Below are 20514 nucleotides of genomic sequence, written 5' to 3'. Positions count from 1 at the left end.
GAACCACCTCGGGTCGCTGTGGCAGGAGTGACGGCGGCTGGTTATGGTGCGCAACGACGCCCACGAGGCGCCTAACCCCCATGGAAAGGCACGGCATGACCTTCTCCTCCGGCGCCTCGCGCCGCCAGGTGCTCGCTGTCGCGGCCGCCGCCGCGACCGCCCCCCTGATCGCCGGCGCCCCGGCCCGGGCGGCCGAGTCGACGGGCCCGAAGACCTGGGACCTGACCGTCCTGGGCACCTCGGACACCCACGGCAACGTCTACAACTGGGACTACTACAAGGACGCCGAGTACGACGACAGCAAGCACAACGACGTCGGCGTCGCCAAGCTGGCCACCCTGGTCAACCAGATCCGCGCCGAGCGCGGCAGCAAGCCGACGCTGGTCCTCGACGCCGGCGACACCATCCAGGGCACCCCGCTGGCCACCTACTACGCCAAGCAGGAGCCGATCACCACCACCGGTGAGACGCACCCGATGGCCAACGCGATGAACGTGCTGAACTACGAGGCCGTCACGCTGGGCAACCACGAGTTCAACTACGGCCTGCCGCTGCTGGCCCAGTGGATCGGTCAGCTGGGCTTCCCTGCGCTGGCCGCGAACGCGATCAACGAGGCCACCGGCAAGCCCGCCTTCCTGCCGTACGTGATCAAGAAGGTCTCCCTCGGTGGCTCCGACTCCCCGACCATCAAGGTCGGCATCCTCGGCCTGACCAACCCGGGAGTGGCCATCTGGGACAAGGCCAACGTCGAGGGCAAGCTGGTCTTCGCCGACATGATCGCCACCGCCGCCAAGTGGGTGCCGGTCATGCGCGAGCGCGGTGCGGACATCGTCATCATCTCCGCCCACGGCGGTGACAGCGGCACCTCCAGCTACGGCCCGGAGCTGCCGAACGAGAACCCGGTCGCGCTGATCGCCGAGCAGGTCCCCGGCATCGACGCGATCCTCTTCGGCCACGCGCACAACGAGGTCCCGCAGAAGTTCGTCACCAACACCGCCACCGGCGCGCAGGTGCTGACCTCCGAGCCGTCGAAGTGGGGCCAGCGGCTCACCCGGATGGACTTCACCGTCGCCAAGGTCAAGGGCCGGTGGCAGGTGGTCGACAGGTCCGCCACCATGCTGAACACCAACACCGTGGTCGAGGACCCGGCGGTGCTCGCGGCCGTGCGGGGCCAGCACGCCAAGACGGTCGGCTACGTCAACCAGGTCGTCGCCCAGTCCAGCGTGGAGTTGTCCGCCGCCGAGTCGCGGTACAAGGACACCCCGATCCTGGACTTCATCAACCACGTCCAGACCGAGGTGGTCGCCACGGCGCTCGCCGGCACCGCGTACGCGGGCCTGCCGGTGCTGTCGATCGCCGCGCCGTTCAGCCGGACCGCCGTCTTCCCGCAGGGTGACGTGCGGATCCGCGACGTGGCGGGCCTCTACGTGTACGACAACACCCTGGAGGCGGTCGTCCTGACCGGCGCCGAGGTGCAGGCGTACCTGGAGTACTCGGCGAAGTACTTCGCCACGCTGCCGGTGGGTGCGCCGGTCGACCCGAACACGATCAGCGACCCGGCCGTGCCGGACTACAACTACGACGTGATCTCGGGTGTCGACTACGACATCGACATCTCGAAGCCGCTCGGCCAGCGGATCACCCGGCTGGTCCTGCCGGGCACCGACACCCCGGTCGCCGCGGACGCGCAGTTCGTGATCGCGGTGAACAACTACCGGCGCAGCGGTGGCGGCAACTTCCCCGGCATCGTGAAGACCCAGGTCTACAACCAGCAGCAGGAGATCCGCCAGCTGCTCATCGACTGGGCGCAGGCCAAGGGCGTGATCAACCCGGCCGACTTCTTCGTGCCGAACTGGAAGCTGGTCCGCGAGGGCGTGCCGGTCTTCTGATCCATACCATGCGACGGGCCGCGGGTTGTCACCCGCGGCCCGTCCGCGTCTCAGCCGCCCGGGCCGAGGCGGAGGTTCCACTCGTCGGGGCTGCCGGCCGGCTCGGGCCGGTCCCGGCGGGGTTCGGTCTCGGTGAACTCCACCCGCTCGTCCGGGCCGACCAGCGGCGGCAGCTCGCCGAAGCGCACGTGCCGCAGGAACGCGTACTCCTCGTCGGTGAACGACTCGGCCGGCTCGCTCATACCCGCATTGTGCGCCCGCCCGTCCAGCCGTCGCATCAACCTGATGGTCACGGGTAAGCCGCGGCGACGGCCGTCGGCGACGAGGCGGAGGACAAGACCATGCGCGCGGTACGGATGACCAGTCCCGGCGTGCTGGAACAGGTGGCGGTGCCCACCCCGGACGCTGGGCCGGGTGACGTGCTGCTGCGGGTGGGCGCGGTCGGCGCCTGCCACTCCGACCTGCACCTCCTCGACGCGCCGGCCGGGATGTTCCCCACCCCGATCACGCTCGGCCACGAGATCGCCGGCACCGTCGACACCGTCGGCCCCGGCGTCACCGGGTGGTCGCCGGGGGACCGCGCCGCCGTGTACGGGATCATCGGCTGCGGCCGCTGCCGGGCCTGCCTGCGCGGGTTGGAGAACCAGTGCCGGGTCGTGGCGGTGGGTGGCATCGGGCTCAGCCGCGACGGCGGGCTGGCCGAGCACGTGGTGGTGCCGGCGTCCCGGCTGCTGCCGGTCGGCTCCCTGGAGCTGGAGCAGGCCGCCCCGCTCACCGACGCCGGGCTGACCCCGTACCACGCGGTGGAGCTGGCCCGGCCCAACCTGCGCCCCGGCACGTCCTGCGTAGTGATCGGCATCGGCGGGCTCGGGCACATGGCGGTGCAGATCCTGGTCGCCACCACGGCGGTACGGATCATCGCGGTGGACACCAGCGTGGCCGCGCTGGATCTGGCCACCCGGCTGGGCGCACACGAGGTGGTGCAGGCCGGACCGGACACGGTCGGGAGGATCCGGGCACACGTCGGCCCCCCGCCGGACGGAGCGGACGTGGTGCTCGACTTCGTCGGGGCGGACCCCACCCTCACCACCGCCCGCCAGGTCGTCGCCGTCGGGGGCCGGGTGATGCGGGCCGGCCTCGCCGGCGGGACGCTGCCCGTCCGCCCCGTCGCCGACGAGCCGCCCACCCTGCCGCTGGAGACCAGCGTGGAAATCCCGTTCTGGGGCACCCGGGCCGAGCTGCAGGAGGTGATCGCGCTGGGCCGCCTCGGGCTGCTCCAGGCCGACGTGCAGATCTTCCCGCTGGAGCGGGCGCCGGAGGCGTACGACCTGCTGCGGCGGGGCGACATCCACGGTCGGGCGGTGATCGTGCCCTGACCGGTCAGGAGTGCTGGAAGACCAGGGCCAACGAGATCCCAATCGGTCACCCGGGCAGCGTTAGCGAGCGCCCGCCCGCGCCCCGGCGAGGGGCGTCGACCGGACCGGGGGAAGGCGGTCCAGCAGGGCCAGGGCCGCCCGGACCGGCCGGCGGGTGAGGGTCTCGTCGAAGCTGGCCCGGCCCTGACAGAACCGGACGAACATCCGCCACCCGACCGGGGTGGCCAGCAGCCCGTGGAAGACGTCCGGCCGCCGCTCGAAGACCTCCAGCAGCCGGTGACCGGCCCGCATGGACGGAGCCAGCAGCCGGTCGACCGCCCGCTCGTAGCCGTCGAGGTCGGCCAAGACGACCGCCGCGCCGGCCAACCGGCCCGAGCGCAGCGCGTAGCTGATCCCCTCCCGGCTCCACGGCTCCAGCAGTCCCGCCGCGTCCCCGGCGACCAGCACCCGGCCGCGGCGCACCGGCGAGTCCTCCGCCCGGCAGCGGGTCAGGTGGCCCGAGTCGTGTTCCGGGGTCACCCCGGACAGGCCCAGCCGGTCGACGAAGTCCCGCAGGTAGGCCCGGGTCCGCTCCCCGTCGCCGCGGGCGGCGATCACCCCGACGGTGAGCCGGTCGCCCTTCGGGAAGACCCAGGCGTACGACCCGGGGACCGGCCCCCAGTCCAACAGCAGCCGGCCCCGCCAGCGTTCCTGCTCGTCCGGTGACACCGGGAGTTCCAGTTCCAGCCCGAGGTCCACCTGCCGGTGCCGGACACCGACGTGCCGGGAGGTGACTCCGGAGGAGCCGTCCGCGCCGATGACGACCCGGGCCCGTACGGTCTCGCCGTCGGCCAGCCGCAGGCGTACCTCGTCGGGGTCCTGCTCGACGGCGCGGACGGCGACGCCCTCACGGACCTCGGCCCCGGCGGCGACCGCGGCGGCCCGCAGCCGCTCGTCGAATTCCTCCCGCCGGACCATGGCCACCAGCGGCCCGGCGGCGTGCCGGCGGGTGAAGCCGCGTCGCCCGTCCCGGGTGAACGTCACCCGGTCGACCCGGTCGTGCACCGGCACCTCGATCCGGTCGGTGACCTCCGCCAGCGACGTGCCGATCAGCCCTCCCCCACAGGTCTTGTAGCGGGGATGGGTGGCGCGCTCGACGACCAGCGTGCGGACCCCGGCGCGGGCCGCTGCGTGCGCCGCGGAGAGCCCGGCGGGACCGGCTCCGACGACGGCGAGATCCCAGACGATCACGGGTGCAGCCTAGGCCACGCCACGGGCGAAACGCCGGGCGCGACTCCCCGGATCGGGTGGGCATCAACGGACACCCGCCGGGTAACCGCCGGGCGCAGGCCGCCCGCGGGCCGGGCGGGTCACGCCGAGGAGGAAAGCCATGCAGCAGGTACAACTGTCGGAGGTCGAGGAACGGGTGTACCAGGCGGTGACCGCGCTGGAAACCCGGGGACACGTCCCCTACCCCGACCTGATCGCGCAGGAGACGGGGATGAGCGAGGATGAGCTGCAAGCGCCGCTGCACCTGCTCACCGAGAAGGGCCTGCTGCACCGGGAGGACTCCCCGCTGGCGGGGCTGGACTTCGGGCCGCGGTGGTGCGCTCGCCAGATGGCGTGACGTCCCGTTTGCTCCTCGAGGGCCCGGGTAGCGATCAGGAATGCGTGATCGACGGTCTTCGGGGGGCACGATGAGCGCGGACCGGTCGTCGGCACCGGCCGACACCGGCGGGTACGACGTCCGGAAGCGCTGGCAGGCGCTCGGCGTCGGCCTGGTCGCCGCCTTCATGACGCTGCTCGACGTCAGCATCGTCAACGTCGCCGTGCCGTCGATGGACCGCGCCCTCCACGCGACGCCGAGTGACCTGCAGTGGGTGCTCTCCGGGTACGCGCTCACCTTCGGGTTGGTGCTGGTGCCCGCCGGACGCTTCGGCGACGCCCGCGGCCGGCGGACCGCCTTCGTCGTCGGGGTGGCCCTGTTCACGCTGACCAGCGCGCTGGCTGGGCTGGCCCGGTCGCCGGAGTGGCTGGTCGCCGCCCGGCTGGTGCAGGGCGCCGCGGCCGGCGTGGTCAACCCGCAGGTGAGCGGCCTGATCCAGCAGCTGTTCCGGGGCGCGGAACGCGGCCGGGCGTTCGGCCTGCTCGGCGCCACCATCGGCATCTCCACCGCGGTGGGACCGCTGCTCGGCGGCCTGCTCATCCAACTCGGCGGCGAGGAGCACGGCTGGCGGTGGGTGTTCTTCGTCAACGTCCCGGTGGGCATCGTCGCGGTGCTGCTCGGCTGGCGGCTGCTGCCGGCCCGCCCCACCGGCCAGCAGGACCGGCACCGCCTCGACCCGGTCGGGGTGCTGCTGCTCGGGATCGGGGTGACCATGGTGCTGCTGCCGCTGGTGCAGCGCGAACAGTGGCACACCCCGTGGAAGTGGGCGCTCGTCCCGGCCGGCCTGGCCGTCCTGGTCGTCTTCGGCCTGTGGGAACGGTGGTACGGCCGGCACCGGCCGCCGCTGTTCGACCTGCGGCTGTTCGGGCTGCGCTCGTACACCCTCGGGGCGCTGATCGCGCTGGTCTACTTCGGCGGGTTCACCGCCATCTTCTTCATCTTCACCCTCTACCTGCAGAACGGGCTCGGCTACAGCGCCCTAGTCGCCGGCCTGGCGATCACCCCGTTCGCGCTGGGCTCGGCGGTGGCGTCGGCGCTCGGCGGCCGGGTCGTCACCCGGTACGGCCGGCCGCTGGTCGCCATCGGCCTGCTCGTCGTGGTGATCGGGCTCGCGGCCACGGTCTGGGTGCTGCGCGACTCGCCGTCCGGCTCGGTGCCGCTGCTGACCGCGGTGCCGCTGCTGCTCGCCGGCCTGGGCAGCGGCCTGGTCATCGCCCCGAACCAGACGCTGACCCTGTCGGAGGTGCCGGTGCCGCAGGCGGGCAGCGGGGCCGGCATGCTGCAGACAGGCCAGCGGATCGGCTCGGCAGCCGGCATCGCGGCGGTCGGGTCGTTGTTCTTCTCCTCGCTGGCCAGCAGCCGGGGCGACTGGGCGACAGCCTTCCGGCACTCGCTGCTGCTGGCCACCGGGATCATCACGCTCGCGCTGGTGGCGGCGCTGGTCGACATCGCCGCCGGTCGCCGCCGGTCGCGCTAGGGCTCCTGCTGCCGGGGGCCGGGCGGAGACCAGGAGCCCCAGATGGCACCTCGCCGCCACCCACGGCCTGCGCGCCCCGGGCCTCGGCGTCCCCGGCCTGCGCAAGATCGGCACCTGGCGCAGCCGGTCGGGCCGGGATTTCGTCAGCGTCCGCGCCGGCCAGCCGGCCGTGCGGATCGCCCTCGCCGGACAGCGGTACGACGCGGTGCTCGTCGGCGCCACCGACGCCGATGCGCTGGCCCGATCGGTACGCGGGTGACCGCCGAGCGCGAACTGACGTTCACCTCGGCCGGGTTCCGCCTGACGGGCACCCTCCGCCTACCGGCCGGGCCCGGACCGCACCCGGCCGCCCTGCTCGTGCCCGGATCCGGACCGTTGGACCGCGACGGCGACCACCGCCGCCTCCCGCTGGGCATCTCCCGCGGCCTCGCCGCAGCCCTCGCCGCCGAAGGCATCGCCACGCTCCGGTACGACCGGCGGGGCGTCGGCGCCAGCTCCGGCGAGTTCCGGCGAGCGGGGTTCCACGACAACGTCGACGACGCGCAGGCCGCGCTCGCGGCGCTCGGCGACGACCCGGACGTCGACCCCCCGGAAGCTGTTCCTCGTCGGGCACAGCGAGGGAGCCCTCACCGCGACCGCGCTGGCCGCATGGGGCACGCCGGTCGCCGGACTGGTCCTGCTCGCCGGGACCGGCCGCCCCGGGGCCGAGGTGCTGCGCTGGCAGGCGGCCCGCCTGCTGCCCAGCCTCCCCGCCCCGGTACGCCTCCTGCTCCGTCTCACCCGGACCGACCTGGTGACCAAGGTGACGCGCAACCACGAGAAGATCCTCGCCGCCAGCGGCGACGTGGCGTGGATCGGCGGGCAGCGCCTCAACGCCCGCTGGATGCGAGAGTTCCTGACCTACGACCCGCGCCCGGACCTGGCCCGAATCCGCGTGCCGATCCTCGCGGTCACCGGGGCGAAGGACCTGCAGACCGACCCGGCGGACCTGGCCGTCATCGCCGACACCGCGGGCGGGCCGGTGGACACGCGCCTGCTGCCGGACGTCACCCACGTGCTGCGGCGCCAGCCTGGCGAGCCGTCGCTGCGCGCGTACCGTCAGGAGATCCGTGAGCCGGTGGACCCGTCGGTGACCCGACCGGTCGTCGAGTGGCTGACCGCGCGCGCCGCCGAGGTGAGGTGAGCGAGAAGGGCCCCCTCCCCGAGCGGGGAGAGGGCCCTGTCGTTGTGTTCAGTCTTGAGTTGCCGGTCAGCTGTTCCAGTGCTGGGCGACGATGTCGGCGGCCTGCTGCTCCCACTGGGCGTAGGCGTCCGGGTAGGCCGACACCTGCACCGTCTGGGCGGCCTCGGTCAGCGGCATGTCCTGCCAGCCGTCGACCTGCTTGAGACCCTTCTCGAACGCCAGGGTCGCGTACTCGGGGTCGGTGATCTGCTTCGGCGTGCCCCAACCCGAGGACGGGCGCTGCTGGAACAGGCCCAACGAGTCGTGGTCGTTGGCGTCACCCAGGTGACCCAGGTTCTCCAGCTTCGACTCCTGCAGGCTGGTGGCGATCGAGATGACCGCGGCCCGCTCCGGCAGACCCGCCTTCTTCGTCGCCGCGATGATCGCCTTGGCGTTGCCGGTCTGCTCACCGTTCAGGGTGATCTTCGACTGGGCGCCCTGCACACCATGCGGAATCAGCTTGCCCTTGTCCACGCCCGGCTTGTCGGCCTGCACAGCGACCGGCTTACCGGCCACCGGGGTGGCGTCGGCGTGCGCGGCGACCGGACCGGCGAACACGCCACCGGTGAAAGCCAGACCAGCAATGCCCAGAACGCTCTTACGCATGATCGTGTTCATGGTGAAGCTCCATTCGGGGGTCGGCGCACACACCGGTGGGGGCCGGCACGTGCGCAAGCACCGTCAGGCGCTCAAAAAGCTGAGGGGGGAAAGTCTCTGCCCGGTGCCAGCCGCGGGGCGGGGCCTCTTCGCGGCGCCGGGACCATGTGTAACGACCGCCGGCCCGCCATCATTCCGGGGGCCCGTCCCATCGGCCCGCTCGAGCGGGCCAGGTACTCGGTCGTACGGGAGATGTAACGACCCCGAGGCCCCGACGATTCCGCCGCCAGGATGCCACCGGTCACACCCAGAAACGGACATCCGACACCAGACCGGCCGGCCCGGGCAGGGCCGGAACGGACAACCGGCACCAGATCCCCGATGTGGCGGTATCCACGCCCGATCGGACACCGCCACACCGGGGACGCGATGTGGATCGCGCCCACCCAGCACGCGGAAGCTCGACCTGGCGCCGACGGGCGGACCCCGCCCACGACGGGGGTGTGGCCCACCGTGACCGGCGCAAGGATCAAGCCTGACCGCCCGGAGCCGGGCACGGCGGCCACACCCCACGCAACAACGAACCCGGAAGACACGGAACCGGCCGGCCCCCATGAGACAGGGACCGGCCGGTCACGGAAAAGCTCAGCTCACCAGAGCTGCTGGACGATGTCCGCCGCCTGCTCCTCCCACTGCGCGTAGGCGTACGGGAAGGCGGAGACCTGGACGGTCTGCGCCGCCGCGGTCAGCGGCAGCTGCTGCCACCCACCCACGTTCTTCAGCGCGTTGTAGAACGCCTTGGCGGAGTAGTCGGGGTCGGTGACCTGCTCCGGCAGGCCCCAACCGGACGACGGACGCTGCTGGAACAGGCCCAGCGAGTCGTGGTCGTTGGCGTCACCGAGGTGACCCAGGTTGTACAGCTTCGACTCCTGCAGCGAGGTGGCCACGCCGATGACGGCGCCCCGCTCGCCCACGCCGGTTTCCTTGGCCGCCTTCACGATGGCCTTGGCGTTGTCGAGCTGCGCGTCGTCGAGCGGGATGCGCGACTGGGCGCCCTCCACCCCGTGCGGGATGAGCTTGTCCCGGCTCGGCTTCTCGGCGGCCGGCTGGTTCACCTTGTCGGCGCCGGTGGTCAGCCCGGACTCGACGGTTTCGGTCTTCTTGCCGGTTGCCAGGTCGGTCTTCTTGCCGGTTGCCAGGTCGATGGCAGCGACTGCGCCCGCATGGGGTCCGCTGGTCACCGGCGCGGCGATGGCGGAGGGGCCGAACGCCAGGGCGCCGATCGCGCCGACGCCCGCGATGCTCAGCGCGGCCTTGCTCTGCGGAATCTTCGCGATCTTGCTTTGCGTTGTCTCCACGATGGCGGGAAGCCGTCGAGAGAAGTCCTGCTTGGTCTTGGCGATGGCGGGGAGCCATCGGGTGAAGTGCTGCTTCACGATGGTTGCCCTTTCGATCGTTACGACGCGCTCCGGGGTGAGCGCCCCTCGGGGGAACTACCGGCCGGTACCGGGTTTGCGGTCCGGCGCTACGGGGGACACAACCAGCTACGCGTGTCGGTCATTCCGGAAATGCTGAGGGCCGCAGCAGCCGCGGCCCAGGTCACGAGGGGTATCGGACGAGCCGGCCGGAGGCGACCCTGGCGGGCGTGAAGCACCCATCCGGGGACAGACCGGCCAGGCGGCCACGAGCGGGGAAGTTCCGGGAGTCGGTCAGCGGCTGGCGGGCGTACCGAACCGGACCAGGACGTGCCAGAGCTGCTTGAGGTGCTGAAGGGTGACCTCCGTCGGACCGCGGTCCGCCCAGCGCCTGGGCTCCGCGACCACCGACGCGGCCGCCCGCCCGATCAGGGCGGCGTGCACCGGCTCCCCGGGCTGGGCGAACTCCGCGTGCACGCGGGCAGCCAGCGGTGGGATGGCCGGTCCGCGGAAGTCCGGGTCGATCCCGTCCACCGGCAGCTCGAAGCCGGTGTGCCAGAGCAGCGGGAATCCGTGCCGCCGGGCGATGCCGGCCAGCGTCCGTCCTGCGTCGGTGTCCCGGAACGACGGGTCGGCCACCAGCGCCTCCACGTCCCTCGCCAGGCTCAGCTCGCCGTGGATCTGCGCCTCGACGTAGTCGTCGAGCGCCCGCCCCGGGGCGCCGGGCCGCGCCGACTCCCGCTCCCGGCGCCGCACCAGGGTACGGAGCAGTGCGGCCGTGTCCATGCCCGCCACGCCGAGGCTGACGCCGGTCCCGGCGGTGGCCTCCAGCAGCGCCGCGAGCACCGGCTCGACCACGTCGACGGTGCCCAGGTCCTTCGGGCCGAGGTGGCTGTCCCCGAAGCAGAGGGTGGCCCGGCCGAGGACCTCGGGACGCAGCCGCAGGTGGCAGGAGCCGAACCGGGGGCAGGCGCCATCCGGGTGATCCAGCAGGTTCAGGCCGCCGTACTTGGGGCGGTCGGCGGGAAGTACGTCGCCGCTCTGGTAGGCGCCGCCGAACAGGGTCTCCTCCCAGCGGTCCCGGTCCCCGCCAGGAAAGGCGGTCAGGCCGCCGTTGGAGATGCCCGTCTCGAACTGGCTGCGGTAGACGTCCTCCTCGTCGAGGGCGGTCGCCACCGTGCGGCCGTCGCGCAGCAGGCGGTCCGGGTGGAAGTTGAGCGTCAGCCGGCCGTGCGCGGCGATCGCGGCGGTCACGTCCTCCGGCCGGTACGCGGCGCCGGAACCGGCCAGGTGCCGGGCGATGACGGCGAGCGCGGTCGGCCGGTCCCGCAGGGCGACCTGCCGGACATGCCGCAGGGCGGCGGTCTGCGCCGCGGTGAGGGCGCGTGGGTCGGCCTGTGCGGCACGGGGGATGGACACGGCCCGAGTATCGACAGCGTCCCCCTCGGGCGCACCTCAATTCCGGCCGTCCGGAGCGGTCAGGCCTCGCGGTCGGTACCGAAGCCGTCGAGACTGGCCCGCTCGTCCAGGCTGCGTAGCTCCTGGAAGACGGTGAGGTGCAGGCCCGCCGGGCCGTCGAGCCGGGCGTTGAGCGACTGCCACGGGGTGACCGTGGGCGGGGCCACCTCGGTGGCGCCCGCGGCGACCAGCCGCTCGGTGACAGCCGGACCGTCGTCCACTTCGAACGCGACCCGGATCCGCGGGGCGACCTGCCGGCCGACCTCCACCTCGTCGATCATCCGCTTCTGCGCAGGATTTGCGATCTCCAGCGTGGCCCGGCCCGCCTCGAGGATCACCACGCGGGCGCCGTCCCCACCGGAGAGCGCGGCCTGTTCGGGCAGGCCGAGGGCGTCGCGGAAGAAGGCGACCGCGGCGTCATAGTCGTCGGCCTCCACGACCAGGCGCAACTGCCGGACGGTCGGCGGCCGGTCGGCGGGATCATCGGTCATGCCACCCGATGCTAGTCCCGGGCCGGTGGGTCCAGCCGGGCGAGGAAGCGGTGGTTGTCCGGCGTGCCGGCGAGCCGACGGAGGAGTTGGTCGATGGCCTGGTGTCGGTCCAGTGCGGACAGCGCGGAACGCAGGCCACGCAACCGGTGCAGCTCGGCGCCGGTGACGAGCAGCTCCTCCCGGCGGGTGCCGGACGGTCGGACGTCGACGGCCGGGAAGGTACGCCGGTCGGCCAGCGACCGGTCCAGCCGCAGCTCGGCGTTGCCGGTGCTCTTGAACTCCTCGTAGATCAGCGTGTCGGCCGCGGATCCGGTCTCCACCAGGGCCGAGGCGAGCACGGTCAGCGAGCCGCCCTCCTCGACGTTGCGGGCAGCGGCGAGCAGCCGCTTCGGCGGGTTCAGCGCTGCCACGTCGACGCCGCCGGAGAGCGTACGCCCGCCCGAGCGGACGGCGAGGTTGTAGGCGCGGCCCAGCCGGGTCAGCGAGTCGAGCAGCACGACGACGTCGTGCCCCAGCTCGACCAGGCGCTTCGCCCGCTCGATCGCCAGCTCCGCCACCGTGGTGTGGTCCTGCGGCGGACGGTCGAACGTGGCCGCGATGACCTCGCCCTTCACCGACCGCTGCATGTCGGTGACCTCTTCCGGCCGCTCGTCGACCAGCACCACCATCAGGTGGCACTCCGGGTTGTTGCGGGTGATCGCGTTCGCGATCGCCTGCAGCACCATCGTCTTACCCGCCTTCGGCGGGGAGACGATCAGCGCCCGCTGGCCCTTGCCGATCGGCATGACCAGGTCGATCACCCGGGTGGTCAGGATGTGCGGCTCGGTCTCCAACCGCAGCCGCTCCTGCGGGTACAGCGGGGTCAGCTTGTAGAACTCCGGCCGCCGCCGCGCCTCCTCCGGCTCCATCCCGTTGATGGTGTCCAGCCGGACCAGCGCGTTGTGCCGGCCCCTTGGCGGCTCGCCGCTGCGTACGGCCCCGGTGACCAGGTCGCCGCGGCGCAGGCCGTACTTCCTGAGCTGGGACATGGGGACGTGGGCGTCGTCCGGGGAGGGCAGGTAGCCGCGGACCCGGACGTAGGCGTGGTCGCCGTCGGTGTCGACGATGCCGCTGACCGGGGTCAGGGCGGTGGATTCGGTGGTCATCGGGTGCCTCTCGGGTGAGGTGGCGGCAGCCGGCGACTGATGTCCGGCGGCGGGGAGCGAGTGACGGACCGGGCGAGTGCCGGTCAGGGGTTCGCGGTGATGGGCGGAGCGCAACGGGAAGGGACGGCCGGGCGGTGCGCCATACCCGGGAAGGGACGACTTCGCGGCGCGCCGGCGATCGGCGCGGCGGGAGGTGCCCACCGGGCGCGGGATGGCCCAGCCGGAACGGTCGGAGCAGCGGCGTCACGCCGAAGAAAATTGGAGCGGGACTCGCGGAATCGACACCCCGGGACGGTGGTGGACCGAGTGGAATGGAGTGAGGAGGACTCCGGGCGGCTTCGTCCGCCGGCATCCGGGTCCTCCTCGCAGGGTAACCGGGGGCGCCCTCCCCGGCAAGCAGGTGGCCCGACAGCGGCCCGTTGGGTCGACACCGGAGCCGGCGTTACGGAGACCACGTCTGCTGGACGCACCACGACGAGCGCCACGCGCTCGACGCCGTCACGCGCTTCACCGCCACCGGACTCCGGCTCGGCCACAAGGTCATCTGTTTCACCGACACCTTCACCCGCGAGCGCTACGGGCACACCTCGAGGACGCGGGGGTGCCGACCGAGACGGCTGTCGCCGTGGGCCAGCTGCGCATCGTGCCCGCGCTGGAGAGCTACGTGAGCCTGCTGTCGGGCGGCCGGCTCGCCACCGAGCCGATGATGGAATCCCTCGCCGACGCCGCCACACTCCCTGGCGGCGCGGTCCCGGCCGTAGGGCGGGCGGTCAGTGGCCCCGGGCCAGCCATTCGTCCAGGTGCGGCGCCTCGGCGCCGATCGTGGTGCTGTCGCCGTGGCCGGTGTGCACGACGGTCTCCACCGGCAGGGTGAGCAACCGGGTCCGGATCGACTCGATGATGGTGCCGAAGTCGCTGTAGGAGCGGCCGGTGGCGCCCGGTCCGCCGGCGAAGAGGGTGTCGCCGGTGAAGACCACGCCGAGGGCCGGGGCGTGGAAGCTGCACGCGCCGGGGCTGTGCCCGGGGGTGTGCAGCACCCGCAGGGCGGTGCCGGCCACCTCGACGGTCGCGCTGTCGGCCAGCTCGCCGTCGGGCGGCGTGTCCGGGTGGACCAGGTCCCAGAGCACCCGGTCGGCCGGGTGCAGCAGCACCGGCGCTCCGGTGGCCCGGGCCAGCTCCGGCGCGACGCGTACGTGGTCGTCGTGGGCGTGGGTGGCCAGGACGGCGACCACCCGGCGGTCGCCGACGACGCGCAGGACGGCCGCCACGTCGTGCGGCGCGTCGACGACGACGCACTCGGCGTCGTCACCGACCACCCACACGTTGTTGTCGACGTCGAAGGTCTGTCCGTCGAGGGAGAAGGTGCCCGAGGTGACGGTGTGGTCGACGCGGGCGGTCATGGGAAGACCACCACCGAGCGCAGCACGTCGCCGTGGTGCATCCGGGTGAACGCCTCCTCGACCTGGTCCACGGCGATCTCCTCGGTGACGAAGGCGTCCAGATCCAGGCGGCCCTGCAGGTAGAGCTCGGTGAGCACCGGGAAGTCCCGGCTGGGCAGGCAGTCTCCGTACCAGCTGGACTTGAGGGCGCCGCCCCGGCCGAAGACGTCCAGCAGCGGCAGCTCCACCTTCATCTCCGGGGTGGGCACGCCGACCAGCACCACCGTGCCGGCCAGGTCCCGGGCGTAGAAGGCCTGCTTCCAGGTCTCCGGGCGGCCGACCGCCTCGATCACCACGTCGGCGCCGAAGCCGCCGGTGGCGGCGCGGATCGCCTCGACCGGGTCGTCGTCGGAGGCGTTGACGGTGTGCGTGGCGCCGAACTTGCGCGCCCAGTCGAGCTTGCGGGAGTCGGTGTCCACCGCGATGATCGTGGTCGCCCCGGCGAGGGCGGCACCGGCGACCGCGGCGTCGCCGACGCCGCCGCAGCCGATCACCGCGACCGAGTCGCCCCGGGCGACCTGGCCGGTGTTCATCGCCGCGCCGAGCCCGGCCATCACGCCGCACCCGAGCAGGCCCACCGCGGCCGCCCGGGCCGCCGGGTCGACCTTGGTGCACTGCCCGGCGTGGACGAGAGTCTTCTCGGCGAAGGCGCCGATGCCCAGCGCGGGCGACAGCTCGGTGCTGTCCGTGAGGGTCATCTTCCGGGCGGCGTTGTGGGTGTTGAAGCAGTACCAGGGGCGGCCTCGGCGGCAGGCCCGGCACACCCCGCAGACCGCGCGCCAGTTGAGCACCACGAAGTCGCCGGGCGCCACCCCGGTGACCCCCTCCCCCACCTGCTCGACGACGCCGGCCGCCTCGTGCCCGAGCAGGAACGGGTAGTCGTCGTTGATGCCGCCCTCGCGGTAGTGCAGGTCGGTGTGGCAGACCCCGCAGGACTGGACGCGGACGACCGCCTCGCCCGGCCCCGGGTCCGGCACCACGATCGTGGTGACCTCCACCGGCGCGCCCTTGCGCCGCGACACGACTCCTCGGACTTCCTGGCTCACGGTGCCTCCTTCGTTCGCGACTGCGCGGCTCGCAGGCCCGGCTCACTCCTCGCGCTCACGTGCCCTCCTGCCTGCGACTGTGATCACGCTCCCCCGCGAACCTACCGCCGGGCGCCGTCGTCGGCCCAGCGCCGATCGGCGGGTTAGCACCGCCCGTACCGGGTAGGCCGGGGCACGGTTCTCCGGCACCGACGGGAGTGGTCATGAAGCTGACGCATGCGCCGCTGCGGGTCAGCATCGGCGCGTTTTTCCTGAATTCCGGGCTCAGCAAGCGCAGCCTGGAGGGTGAGGCCGCCGAGGCGATGCACGGCATGGCCGTGGGGGCGGTCCCGCAGCTGCGGCAGCTGGACGCCGCCCGGTTCGCCAAGCTGCTGTCCCGGAGCGAGATCGCCCTGGGTGCCGCACTGCTCACCCCGTTCGCGCCGTCGTTCCTGGTCGGGCTGGGGCTGGCCGCGTTCGGCGCCGGGCTGATGCAGCTCTACCTGAAGACGCCGGGGCTGCGGGAGCCGCGCAGCCTGAAGCCCACGCAGGCGGGCATCCCCCTCGCCAAGGACGTCTGGCTGGTCGGCGCGGGGCTGACCCTGGTGCTGGACTCGCTCACCCACCGACGCCTGAGCCGCTGACCGGGCCGGCCACCGACGGTCAGGTGCCCGCCACGGCCGGGACCGGCGAGGTCACCCGCTCGGCGGCGTACCGGCGGCGGGCGGCGTTGCGGTAGCGCAGCACCTGCACCGCCCCGAGGCCCCAGAGCAGGTACTGCACGGCGAAGGCCCAGCGGAAGGCGTCCAGCGGCGGGGCGGACCGCCCGGCGGGGGTGGCCAGGTCGAGGACCACGCCGACGGCCAGGATCAGGGCGATCGAGGCGACGAAGCCGCCCACGTTGACGATCCCGGTGGCGCTGCCCATGCGGTGCACCGGATTGGACGTGCGCGCGTAGTCGAAACCGATGACCGAGCCGGGTCCGTTCACCGCCAGGACAACCACCAGCGTCACCAGCAGCCAGTGCGGCGCGCGTCCCGGCCAGACGAGCACCACGGCCCAGACGACGGCGGTGGCCGCGGTGATCGCGAAGACCACGACCGAGCGGCGGAACGGGTGCCGGGCGCACAGGTGCGCGATGACCGGACCGCAGACCAGCGCGGCGACGGTCATCAGCGTGAGCAGGGCGGCGGCGGTGGTGGGTGAGAGGCCCTGGCCCTGCACCAGGAACGGGTAGCCCCAGAGCAGCGCGAAGACCGCGCCGGAGAACTGGGTGACGAAGTGGGTCCAGAGGCCGAGGCGGGTCCCCGGCTGGGCCCAGGCCGCGGCGAGCTGCCGGCGTACGGTGGCCAGGTCCGGGGCGGCGGTGGCGGCGTGCTCGGCATGCGGGGTGTCCCGTACCGCCACGAGCACCAGCAGCAGCACGGTCGCGCCGAGCGCGGCCGCGGTGAGGAAGGCGGGCGTCCAGCCGGCGTGGTGCAGCAGCGCCACCAGCGGTACGGCGCCGAGGACCGCGCCGAGCTGTCCGACGGTGCCGGTGAGCTGCACCAGCAGCGGGTTGCGCCGCCCGGGGAACCAGAACGCCACGATCCGCAGCACGCTGATGAAGGTCATCGCGTCGCCGAGGCCGACCAGGACCCGGGCGGCGACGGCGAGCCGGACATCGGTGGCGACGGCGAAGCAGAGCTGCCCGGCCACCATCAGCGCCCCGCCGGTGAGCAGCAGGCGGCGGGAGCCGAACCGGTCGAGCAGCACCCCGACGGGGACCTGCATGGCCGCGTACACGGCGAGCTGGGCGACGGAGAAGGTGGCCAGCGCCGAGGCGTTGATGTGGAAGCGGTCGGCCGCGTCCACCCCGGTCACGCCGAGTGAGCTGCGGTGGAACACCGCGGCCACGTACGCGGCGAGCGCCACCGCGAAGACCAGGACAGCGGGGCGGCGGGGCTGGGCGGCGGGGGTCACCGCAGCGTCCGCAGCACCGTGGCGGCGTTGTCGATGTGGGCGCCCACGGCGTCGAGCCAGGCCTGCGGGTCGTCGCCGTCGAGGGCGGCGAGCTGGCCGGCGTGCTCGGTGAGGACCACCTCGGCCCAACCGGGCGAGAGCCGGAAGCTGGCCTCGCCCATCCGCACCTGCCGGTCGCGCAGGCGGTGGTACAGCTCGGCGAGGATCTCGTTGCCGGCCGCCTCGACGACGGTGGCGTGGAAGGCCCGGTCGGCGGCCATCAGGGCGGTGACGTCGCCGGCGGCGTGCGCCTGGCGCATCTCGGTGAGCCAGCGGGCAAGGTCGGCCCTCAGCTCGGCGCGGCGCGGCCACACCCGCTCCGCGGCGTGCAGCTCGACCAGCCGGCGGGCCTCGATGACGTCCGCGATCTCGCGGGCGGAGACCGGCCGGATCAGCGCGCCGCGCTTCGGGTAGAGGGCGACCAGCCCTTCCGCCTCCAAGCGGAGCAGCGCCTCCCGGACCGGGGTGCGGGAGACCCCGGCCGCCTCGGCGATCTCGCCCTCGCTGATCAGCGAACCACCCGGGTAGACCTGCTCCAGGATCGCCCGCTTGAGGTGCCGGTAGGCCCGCTCGGCGGCGGACGGCGCGGCGGTGCGCGGCGAGGCGGTGGGATGCGTCATGTATCTATGATGCTTCCCAGCCGGCGTGGCCGTGGCGCCCGGCACCCGAAGGTGGCGCACGCCACGCGGCACCGGGTCAGCCGGGTCGCAGCGTGACCAGGCCGTCCTCGCCGAGGACGAACCGGGTCCGGTACGGCGCGCCCAGCCCGTCCAGCAGCTCGGCCAGCCAGCGGGCCTCCTCCCGCCCCGCAGGCTCGAGTCGCATGCGGCGCATCCGCACCGGGGCGAGCCGCAGCCGGCGCACCTCACCGGTGTCGGCGTCCAGCGTGGCCAGGTGCAACAGTCGCAGCTCCGGCCGGTACGACTCCTGCCCGCCGATCCCCTCGTAGTCGTCGATCAGGTCGCCGCAGCCGTACAGAACGAGCCGGCCCCGGTGCCGCTCGACCGGGCGTGGGTGGTGCGACGAGTGCCCGTGGACCAGGTGCACGCCGGACTCCACGAGCCGGTGCGCGAACCGGACATGCTCGTCCGGCACCGGATAGCCCCAGTTCGACCCCCAGTGCACGGAGACCACCACCAGGTCCGTCGGCCCCGCCTCCCGCCCGATCCGGTCGGCAAGCGCCCCGGCCGTCGCCTCCGATGCCTCGGGCAGGTACGCCACGCCGGGCCGCGCGCCGGTCGCCGCCCACTGCGGCGGGATACCGCTGGAGGGGACGCCCACCGACCAGACCAGCAGCCGGCGGCCGCCGTCGAGCGGCACCCGCGCCGGCTGCCACGCCTCGTCCTCGTTCCGACCCGCGCCGGCCGGCGCGATCCCGGCCCGCCGCAGGCCGTCCAGGGTGTCGGTGAGCCCCTCCGCGCCGAAGTCGAGGACGTGGTTGTTGGCCAGCGCGCAGACGTCGAGGCGGGCCGCGGTGAGGCAGCCGATATTCTCCGGCTGCATCCGGTAGTGGATGCCCTTGCCCGGGGCGTACTCGCCGCGCCCGGTCACCGCCGTCTCCAGGTTGACGATCCGCACGTCCGGGCGCAACTCGTCGAGGAGGCGCAGCGCCGCGCCCCACGGCCACTCCGGCGGAGCCGGGCGCGGGACGGGTCCGGCTACGGACTCGGCCAGCTCGACGTAGCGACGGGCGTCGGTGACCGCCTCCTCCCGCAGCCCGGGCGGGCCCGGCCGGGGCAGGATCTGGTCGACGCCGCGACCGGTCATCACGTCGCCGGCGAGCAGCAGGGTCACCTCGGCCACGGGGTTCGTCTTCCCCGTCCAGGCGGATCCCGCACCTGATCGGGCCCGGGAGTTGCGCCGGCCGCGGTCGAGTGCTGAGCGGGGCACCTCGTCGACCTGCCACCGCCGGGTACCGGAAACCCCGTGGGCGGACCCTGTCCTGCCCGCACTGCGCCTTCTCCGGCCACCGTGACCTCGTCGCGGCCGCCAACATCGCCACCGCCCGCGGAGGCCCGCCCCACCCACCCGGTGGGGAGTCGCCCGCCCGACGGGCGAGGATCCACAACACCCACCGCAAACCCGGTGAACGTCAGTGGACACCGCACTATCGTGTGGGCGCAACTGGCGGGCCTGCGGCGAGGAGCTGTCTCGTGACCACCAGCACCACACACGTCCGCTCCTGGTACCGGCCGATGCGGGCCCGCCGCCCGGACGAGGAGCACCGCGTCGCCACCCCGCTGGAACTCTTCTTCGACCTCTGCTTCGTGGTGGCGGTGGCCCAGGCCTCCGGCAGCCTGCACCACGACCTGGCGGAGAACCACCTCGGGCACGCGGTCAGCAGCTACCTGATGGTCTTCTTCGCGATCTGGTGGGCTTGGATGAACTTCACCTGGTTCGCCTCGGCCTACGACACCGACGACGACGTCTACCGAGTCACGATCCTGGTGCAGATCGCCGGGGCGCTGATCCTCGCCGCCGGCGTGCCGCGCGCGTTCAGCGAGGCGGACTTCACCACCATCACCTACGGCTACGTGGTGATGCGGCTCGCCGCGATCGTCAACTGGCTGCGCGCGGCGGCTGGCGACCCGGAGCGGCGGTCGACCGCCACGGCGTACGCGGCGGGTGTCTTCGTCGTGCAGCTGGGCTGGCTGCTGCGGCTCGCCCTGCCCGACGGGTTGACCCTGCCGGCCTTCTTCGTGCTGGTCCTCGCCGAAGTGCTCGTGCCGGTGGTGGCCGAGCGGCTCGGGAAGACCAGCTTTCATCCGCACCACATCGCCGAGCGGTATCAGCTGTTCACCCTGATCGTGCTCGGTGAGGCGATCCTGTCCATCTCGGTGGCGATCCAGAGCGGGGTGGACGCCGGTAACCCGGAGCTGTGGTGGCTCGCCGCGGCCGGCGCGGTGATCGTCTTCGCGCTCTGGTGGCTCTACTTCGACCGGCCGGGCCAGCTGCCACCCGGCTCCCTGCGCGGCTCGCTGTTCTGGGGCTACGGCCACTACCTGATCTTCGCCGCGATCGCCGCGGTGGGCGCCGGCCTCGCCGTCGCGGTCGACCACGACCTGCGCGTCGCCCACGTCTCCGGCCGGACCGCCGGGTACGCCGTGGCGGTGCCCGTCGCGGTCTACCTGCTCACCCTCTGGGCGCTGCACCTGCACTGGAAGCGGGGCATCGACCTGGTGCTCTTTCCGATCGCGGCCCTGCTGGCGCTGGTCGCGCCGTGGCTGCCGGCGCCGGTGCCGGTGCTCGCCGGCCTGCTGTTCGTCCTGGTGGCGGCGACGCTCCTGCTGCGGCACCGCGGGGCGGCCGACCGCACCGCCTGACCGGGCGGGCC

General features: G+C 73.2%; 19 protein-coding genes and 1 pseudogene. 7 read left to right on the top strand and 13 right to left on the bottom strand.

Features of this window, described 5'->3' with window-relative positions:
- Window positions 1-95 precede the first annotated feature (95 nt).
- Window positions 96-1889 (top strand): bifunctional metallophosphatase/5'-nucleotidase, encoded by a 1794-nt coding sequence (locus tag GA0070613_RS24085; protein ID WP_089014371.1) that lies wholly within the window; start codon window positions 96-98, stop codon window positions 1887-1889.
- Window positions 1890-1939: 50 nt separating this feature from the next.
- Here the strand turns inward: GA0070613_RS24085 and GA0070613_RS24080 are convergent, their stop codons facing one another.
- Window positions 1940-2131: a hypothetical protein gene (locus tag GA0070613_RS24080; protein WP_231929430.1), complete on the bottom strand. Its 192-nt coding sequence runs from the start codon at window positions 2129-2131 to the stop codon at window positions 1940-1942.
- Window positions 2132-2230: 99 nt separating this feature from the next.
- Between GA0070613_RS24080 and GA0070613_RS24075 the strand changes: the two genes are divergently transcribed.
- On the top strand, window positions 2231-3265 hold the full coding sequence (locus GA0070613_RS24075) for an NAD(P)-dependent alcohol dehydrogenase (RefSeq protein ID WP_089014369.1): 1035 nt from the start codon (window positions 2231-2233) through the stop codon (window positions 3263-3265).
- A 60-nt stretch (window positions 3266-3325) separates the two neighbouring features.
- Here the strand turns inward: GA0070613_RS24075 and GA0070613_RS24070 are convergent, their stop codons facing one another.
- On the bottom strand, window positions 3326-4495 hold the full coding sequence (locus GA0070613_RS24070) for a geranylgeranyl reductase family protein (protein WP_089014368.1): 1170 nt from the start codon (window positions 4493-4495) through the stop codon (window positions 3326-3328).
- Window positions 4496-4634: 139 nt separating this feature from the next.
- On the opposite strand from GA0070613_RS24070, the gene GA0070613_RS24065 reads away from it, so the two are divergent.
- Together GA0070613_RS24065 and GA0070613_RS24060 are read left to right on the top strand one after the other, a co-directional pair.
- Window positions 4635-4871 carry a hypothetical protein gene (locus tag GA0070613_RS24065; protein WP_089014367.1) on the top strand — a complete coding sequence of 79 codons (237 nt, stop codon included), beginning with the start codon at window positions 4635-4637 and terminating at the stop codon, window positions 4869-4871.
- Window positions 4872-4941: 70 nt separating this feature from the next.
- Window positions 4942-6387 (top strand): MFS transporter, encoded by a 1446-nt coding sequence (locus GA0070613_RS24060; protein WP_408630963.1) that lies wholly within the window; start codon window positions 4942-4944, stop codon window positions 6385-6387.
- Window positions 6388-6705: 318 nt separating this feature from the next.
- Here GA0070613_RS24060 and GA0070613_RS33690 read toward each other — a convergent pair whose 3' ends face one another.
- A complete protein-coding gene (locus GA0070613_RS33690; RefSeq protein ID WP_231929429.1) occupies window positions 6706-7017 on the bottom strand; it encodes a hypothetical protein in 312 nt (103 codons plus the stop codon).
- Here GA0070613_RS33690 and GA0070613_RS33685 point away from each other — a divergent pair.
- Window positions 6983-7570 carry an alpha/beta fold hydrolase gene (locus GA0070613_RS33685; protein ID WP_331716738.1) on the top strand — a complete coding sequence of 196 codons (588 nt, stop codon included), beginning with the start codon at window positions 6983-6985 and terminating at the stop codon, window positions 7568-7570. The two genes, GA0070613_RS33690 and GA0070613_RS33685, sit on opposite strands and share 35 nt — an antisense overlap.
- A 66-nt stretch (window positions 7571-7636) precedes the next feature.
- On the opposite strand, the gene GA0070613_RS24045 is transcribed toward GA0070613_RS33685, so the two are convergent.
- The 7 genes and pseudogenes from GA0070613_RS24045 to GA0070613_RS24015 form a co-directional block, all read right to left on the bottom strand.
- Window positions 7637-8227 carry a hypothetical protein gene (locus tag GA0070613_RS24045; RefSeq protein ID WP_089014365.1) on the bottom strand — a complete coding sequence of 197 codons (591 nt, stop codon included), beginning with the start codon at window positions 8225-8227 and terminating at the stop codon, window positions 7637-7639.
- Window positions 8228-8856: 629 nt separating this feature from the next.
- Complete coding sequence (locus tag GA0070613_RS24040; protein ID WP_089014364.1) at window positions 8857-9642, bottom strand: hypothetical protein; 786 nt, start codon at window positions 9640-9642, stop codon at window positions 8857-8859.
- Between the two features lie 273 nt (window positions 9643-9915).
- Entirely contained in the window at window positions 9916-11040 is a 1125-nt protein-coding gene (locus GA0070613_RS24035; RefSeq protein ID WP_231929428.1) for a DUF3626 domain-containing protein, read from the bottom strand.
- 59 nt (window positions 11041-11099) lie between these two features.
- Entirely contained in the window at window positions 11100-11570 is a 471-nt protein-coding gene (locus tag GA0070613_RS24030) for a VOC family protein (RefSeq protein ID WP_089014363.1), read from the bottom strand.
- Between the two features lie 11 nt (window positions 11571-11581).
- A pseudogene (gene rho / locus GA0070613_RS24025) lies at window positions 11582-12724 on the bottom strand (transcription termination factor Rho); the annotation flags it as partial.
- Between the two features lie 761 nt (window positions 12725-13485).
- Window positions 13486-14115, bottom strand: coding sequence for an MBL fold metallo-hydrolase (locus GA0070613_RS24020; RefSeq protein ID WP_089014361.1), 630 nt, complete (start codon window positions 14113-14115; stop codon window positions 13486-13488).
- Window positions 14112-15200 (bottom strand): S-(hydroxymethyl)mycothiol dehydrogenase, encoded by a 1089-nt coding sequence (locus GA0070613_RS24015; protein WP_089014360.1) that lies wholly within the window; start codon window positions 15198-15200, stop codon window positions 14112-14114. The genes GA0070613_RS24020 and GA0070613_RS24015 overlap by 4 nt, the downstream gene beginning before the upstream one ends.
- A 203-nt stretch (window positions 15201-15403) precedes the next feature.
- On the opposite strand from GA0070613_RS24015, the gene GA0070613_RS24010 reads away from it, so the two are divergent.
- Entirely contained in the window at window positions 15404-15823 is a 420-nt protein-coding gene (locus GA0070613_RS24010; RefSeq protein WP_089016154.1) for a hypothetical protein, read from the top strand.
- 19 nt (window positions 15824-15842) lie between these two features.
- Here the strand turns inward: GA0070613_RS24010 and GA0070613_RS24005 are convergent, their stop codons facing one another.
- From GA0070613_RS24005 to GA0070613_RS23995, 3 genes are all read right to left on the bottom strand, one after another.
- A complete protein-coding gene (locus GA0070613_RS24005; protein ID WP_089014359.1) occupies window positions 15843-17141 on the bottom strand; it encodes an MFS transporter in 1299 nt (432 codons plus the stop codon).
- Window positions 17138-17800, bottom strand: a complete 663-nt coding sequence (locus GA0070613_RS24000; RefSeq protein ID WP_089014358.1) for a GntR family transcriptional regulator — start codon at window positions 17798-17800, stop codon at window positions 17138-17140. Before GA0070613_RS24000 ends, GA0070613_RS24005 begins: the two co-directional genes overlap by 4 nt.
- Window positions 17801-17876: 76 nt before the next feature.
- On the bottom strand, window positions 17877-18983 hold the full coding sequence (locus GA0070613_RS23995) for a CapA family protein (RefSeq protein WP_089014357.1): 1107 nt from the start codon (window positions 18981-18983) through the stop codon (window positions 17877-17879).
- Window positions 18984-19333: 350 nt separating this feature from the next.
- On the opposite strand from GA0070613_RS23995, the gene GA0070613_RS23990 reads away from it, so the two are divergent.
- The gene (locus tag GA0070613_RS23990) at window positions 19334-20503 is read left to right on the top strand and encodes a low temperature requirement protein A (RefSeq protein WP_231929427.1); all 1170 of its coding nucleotides are present in this window, start codon (window positions 19334-19336) and stop codon (window positions 20501-20503) included.
- The last annotated feature ends 11 nt before the right edge of the window (window positions 20504-20514 follow it).

Origin of the sequence: Micromonospora inositola (assembly GCF_900090285.1) — a bacterium.
GTDB lineage: Bacteria > Actinomycetota > Actinomycetes > Mycobacteriales > Micromonosporaceae > Micromonospora > Micromonospora inositola.
The sequence above is the reverse complement of the archived record's forward strand: the minus strand, read 5'-3'. Positions and strand labels throughout refer to the sequence as shown.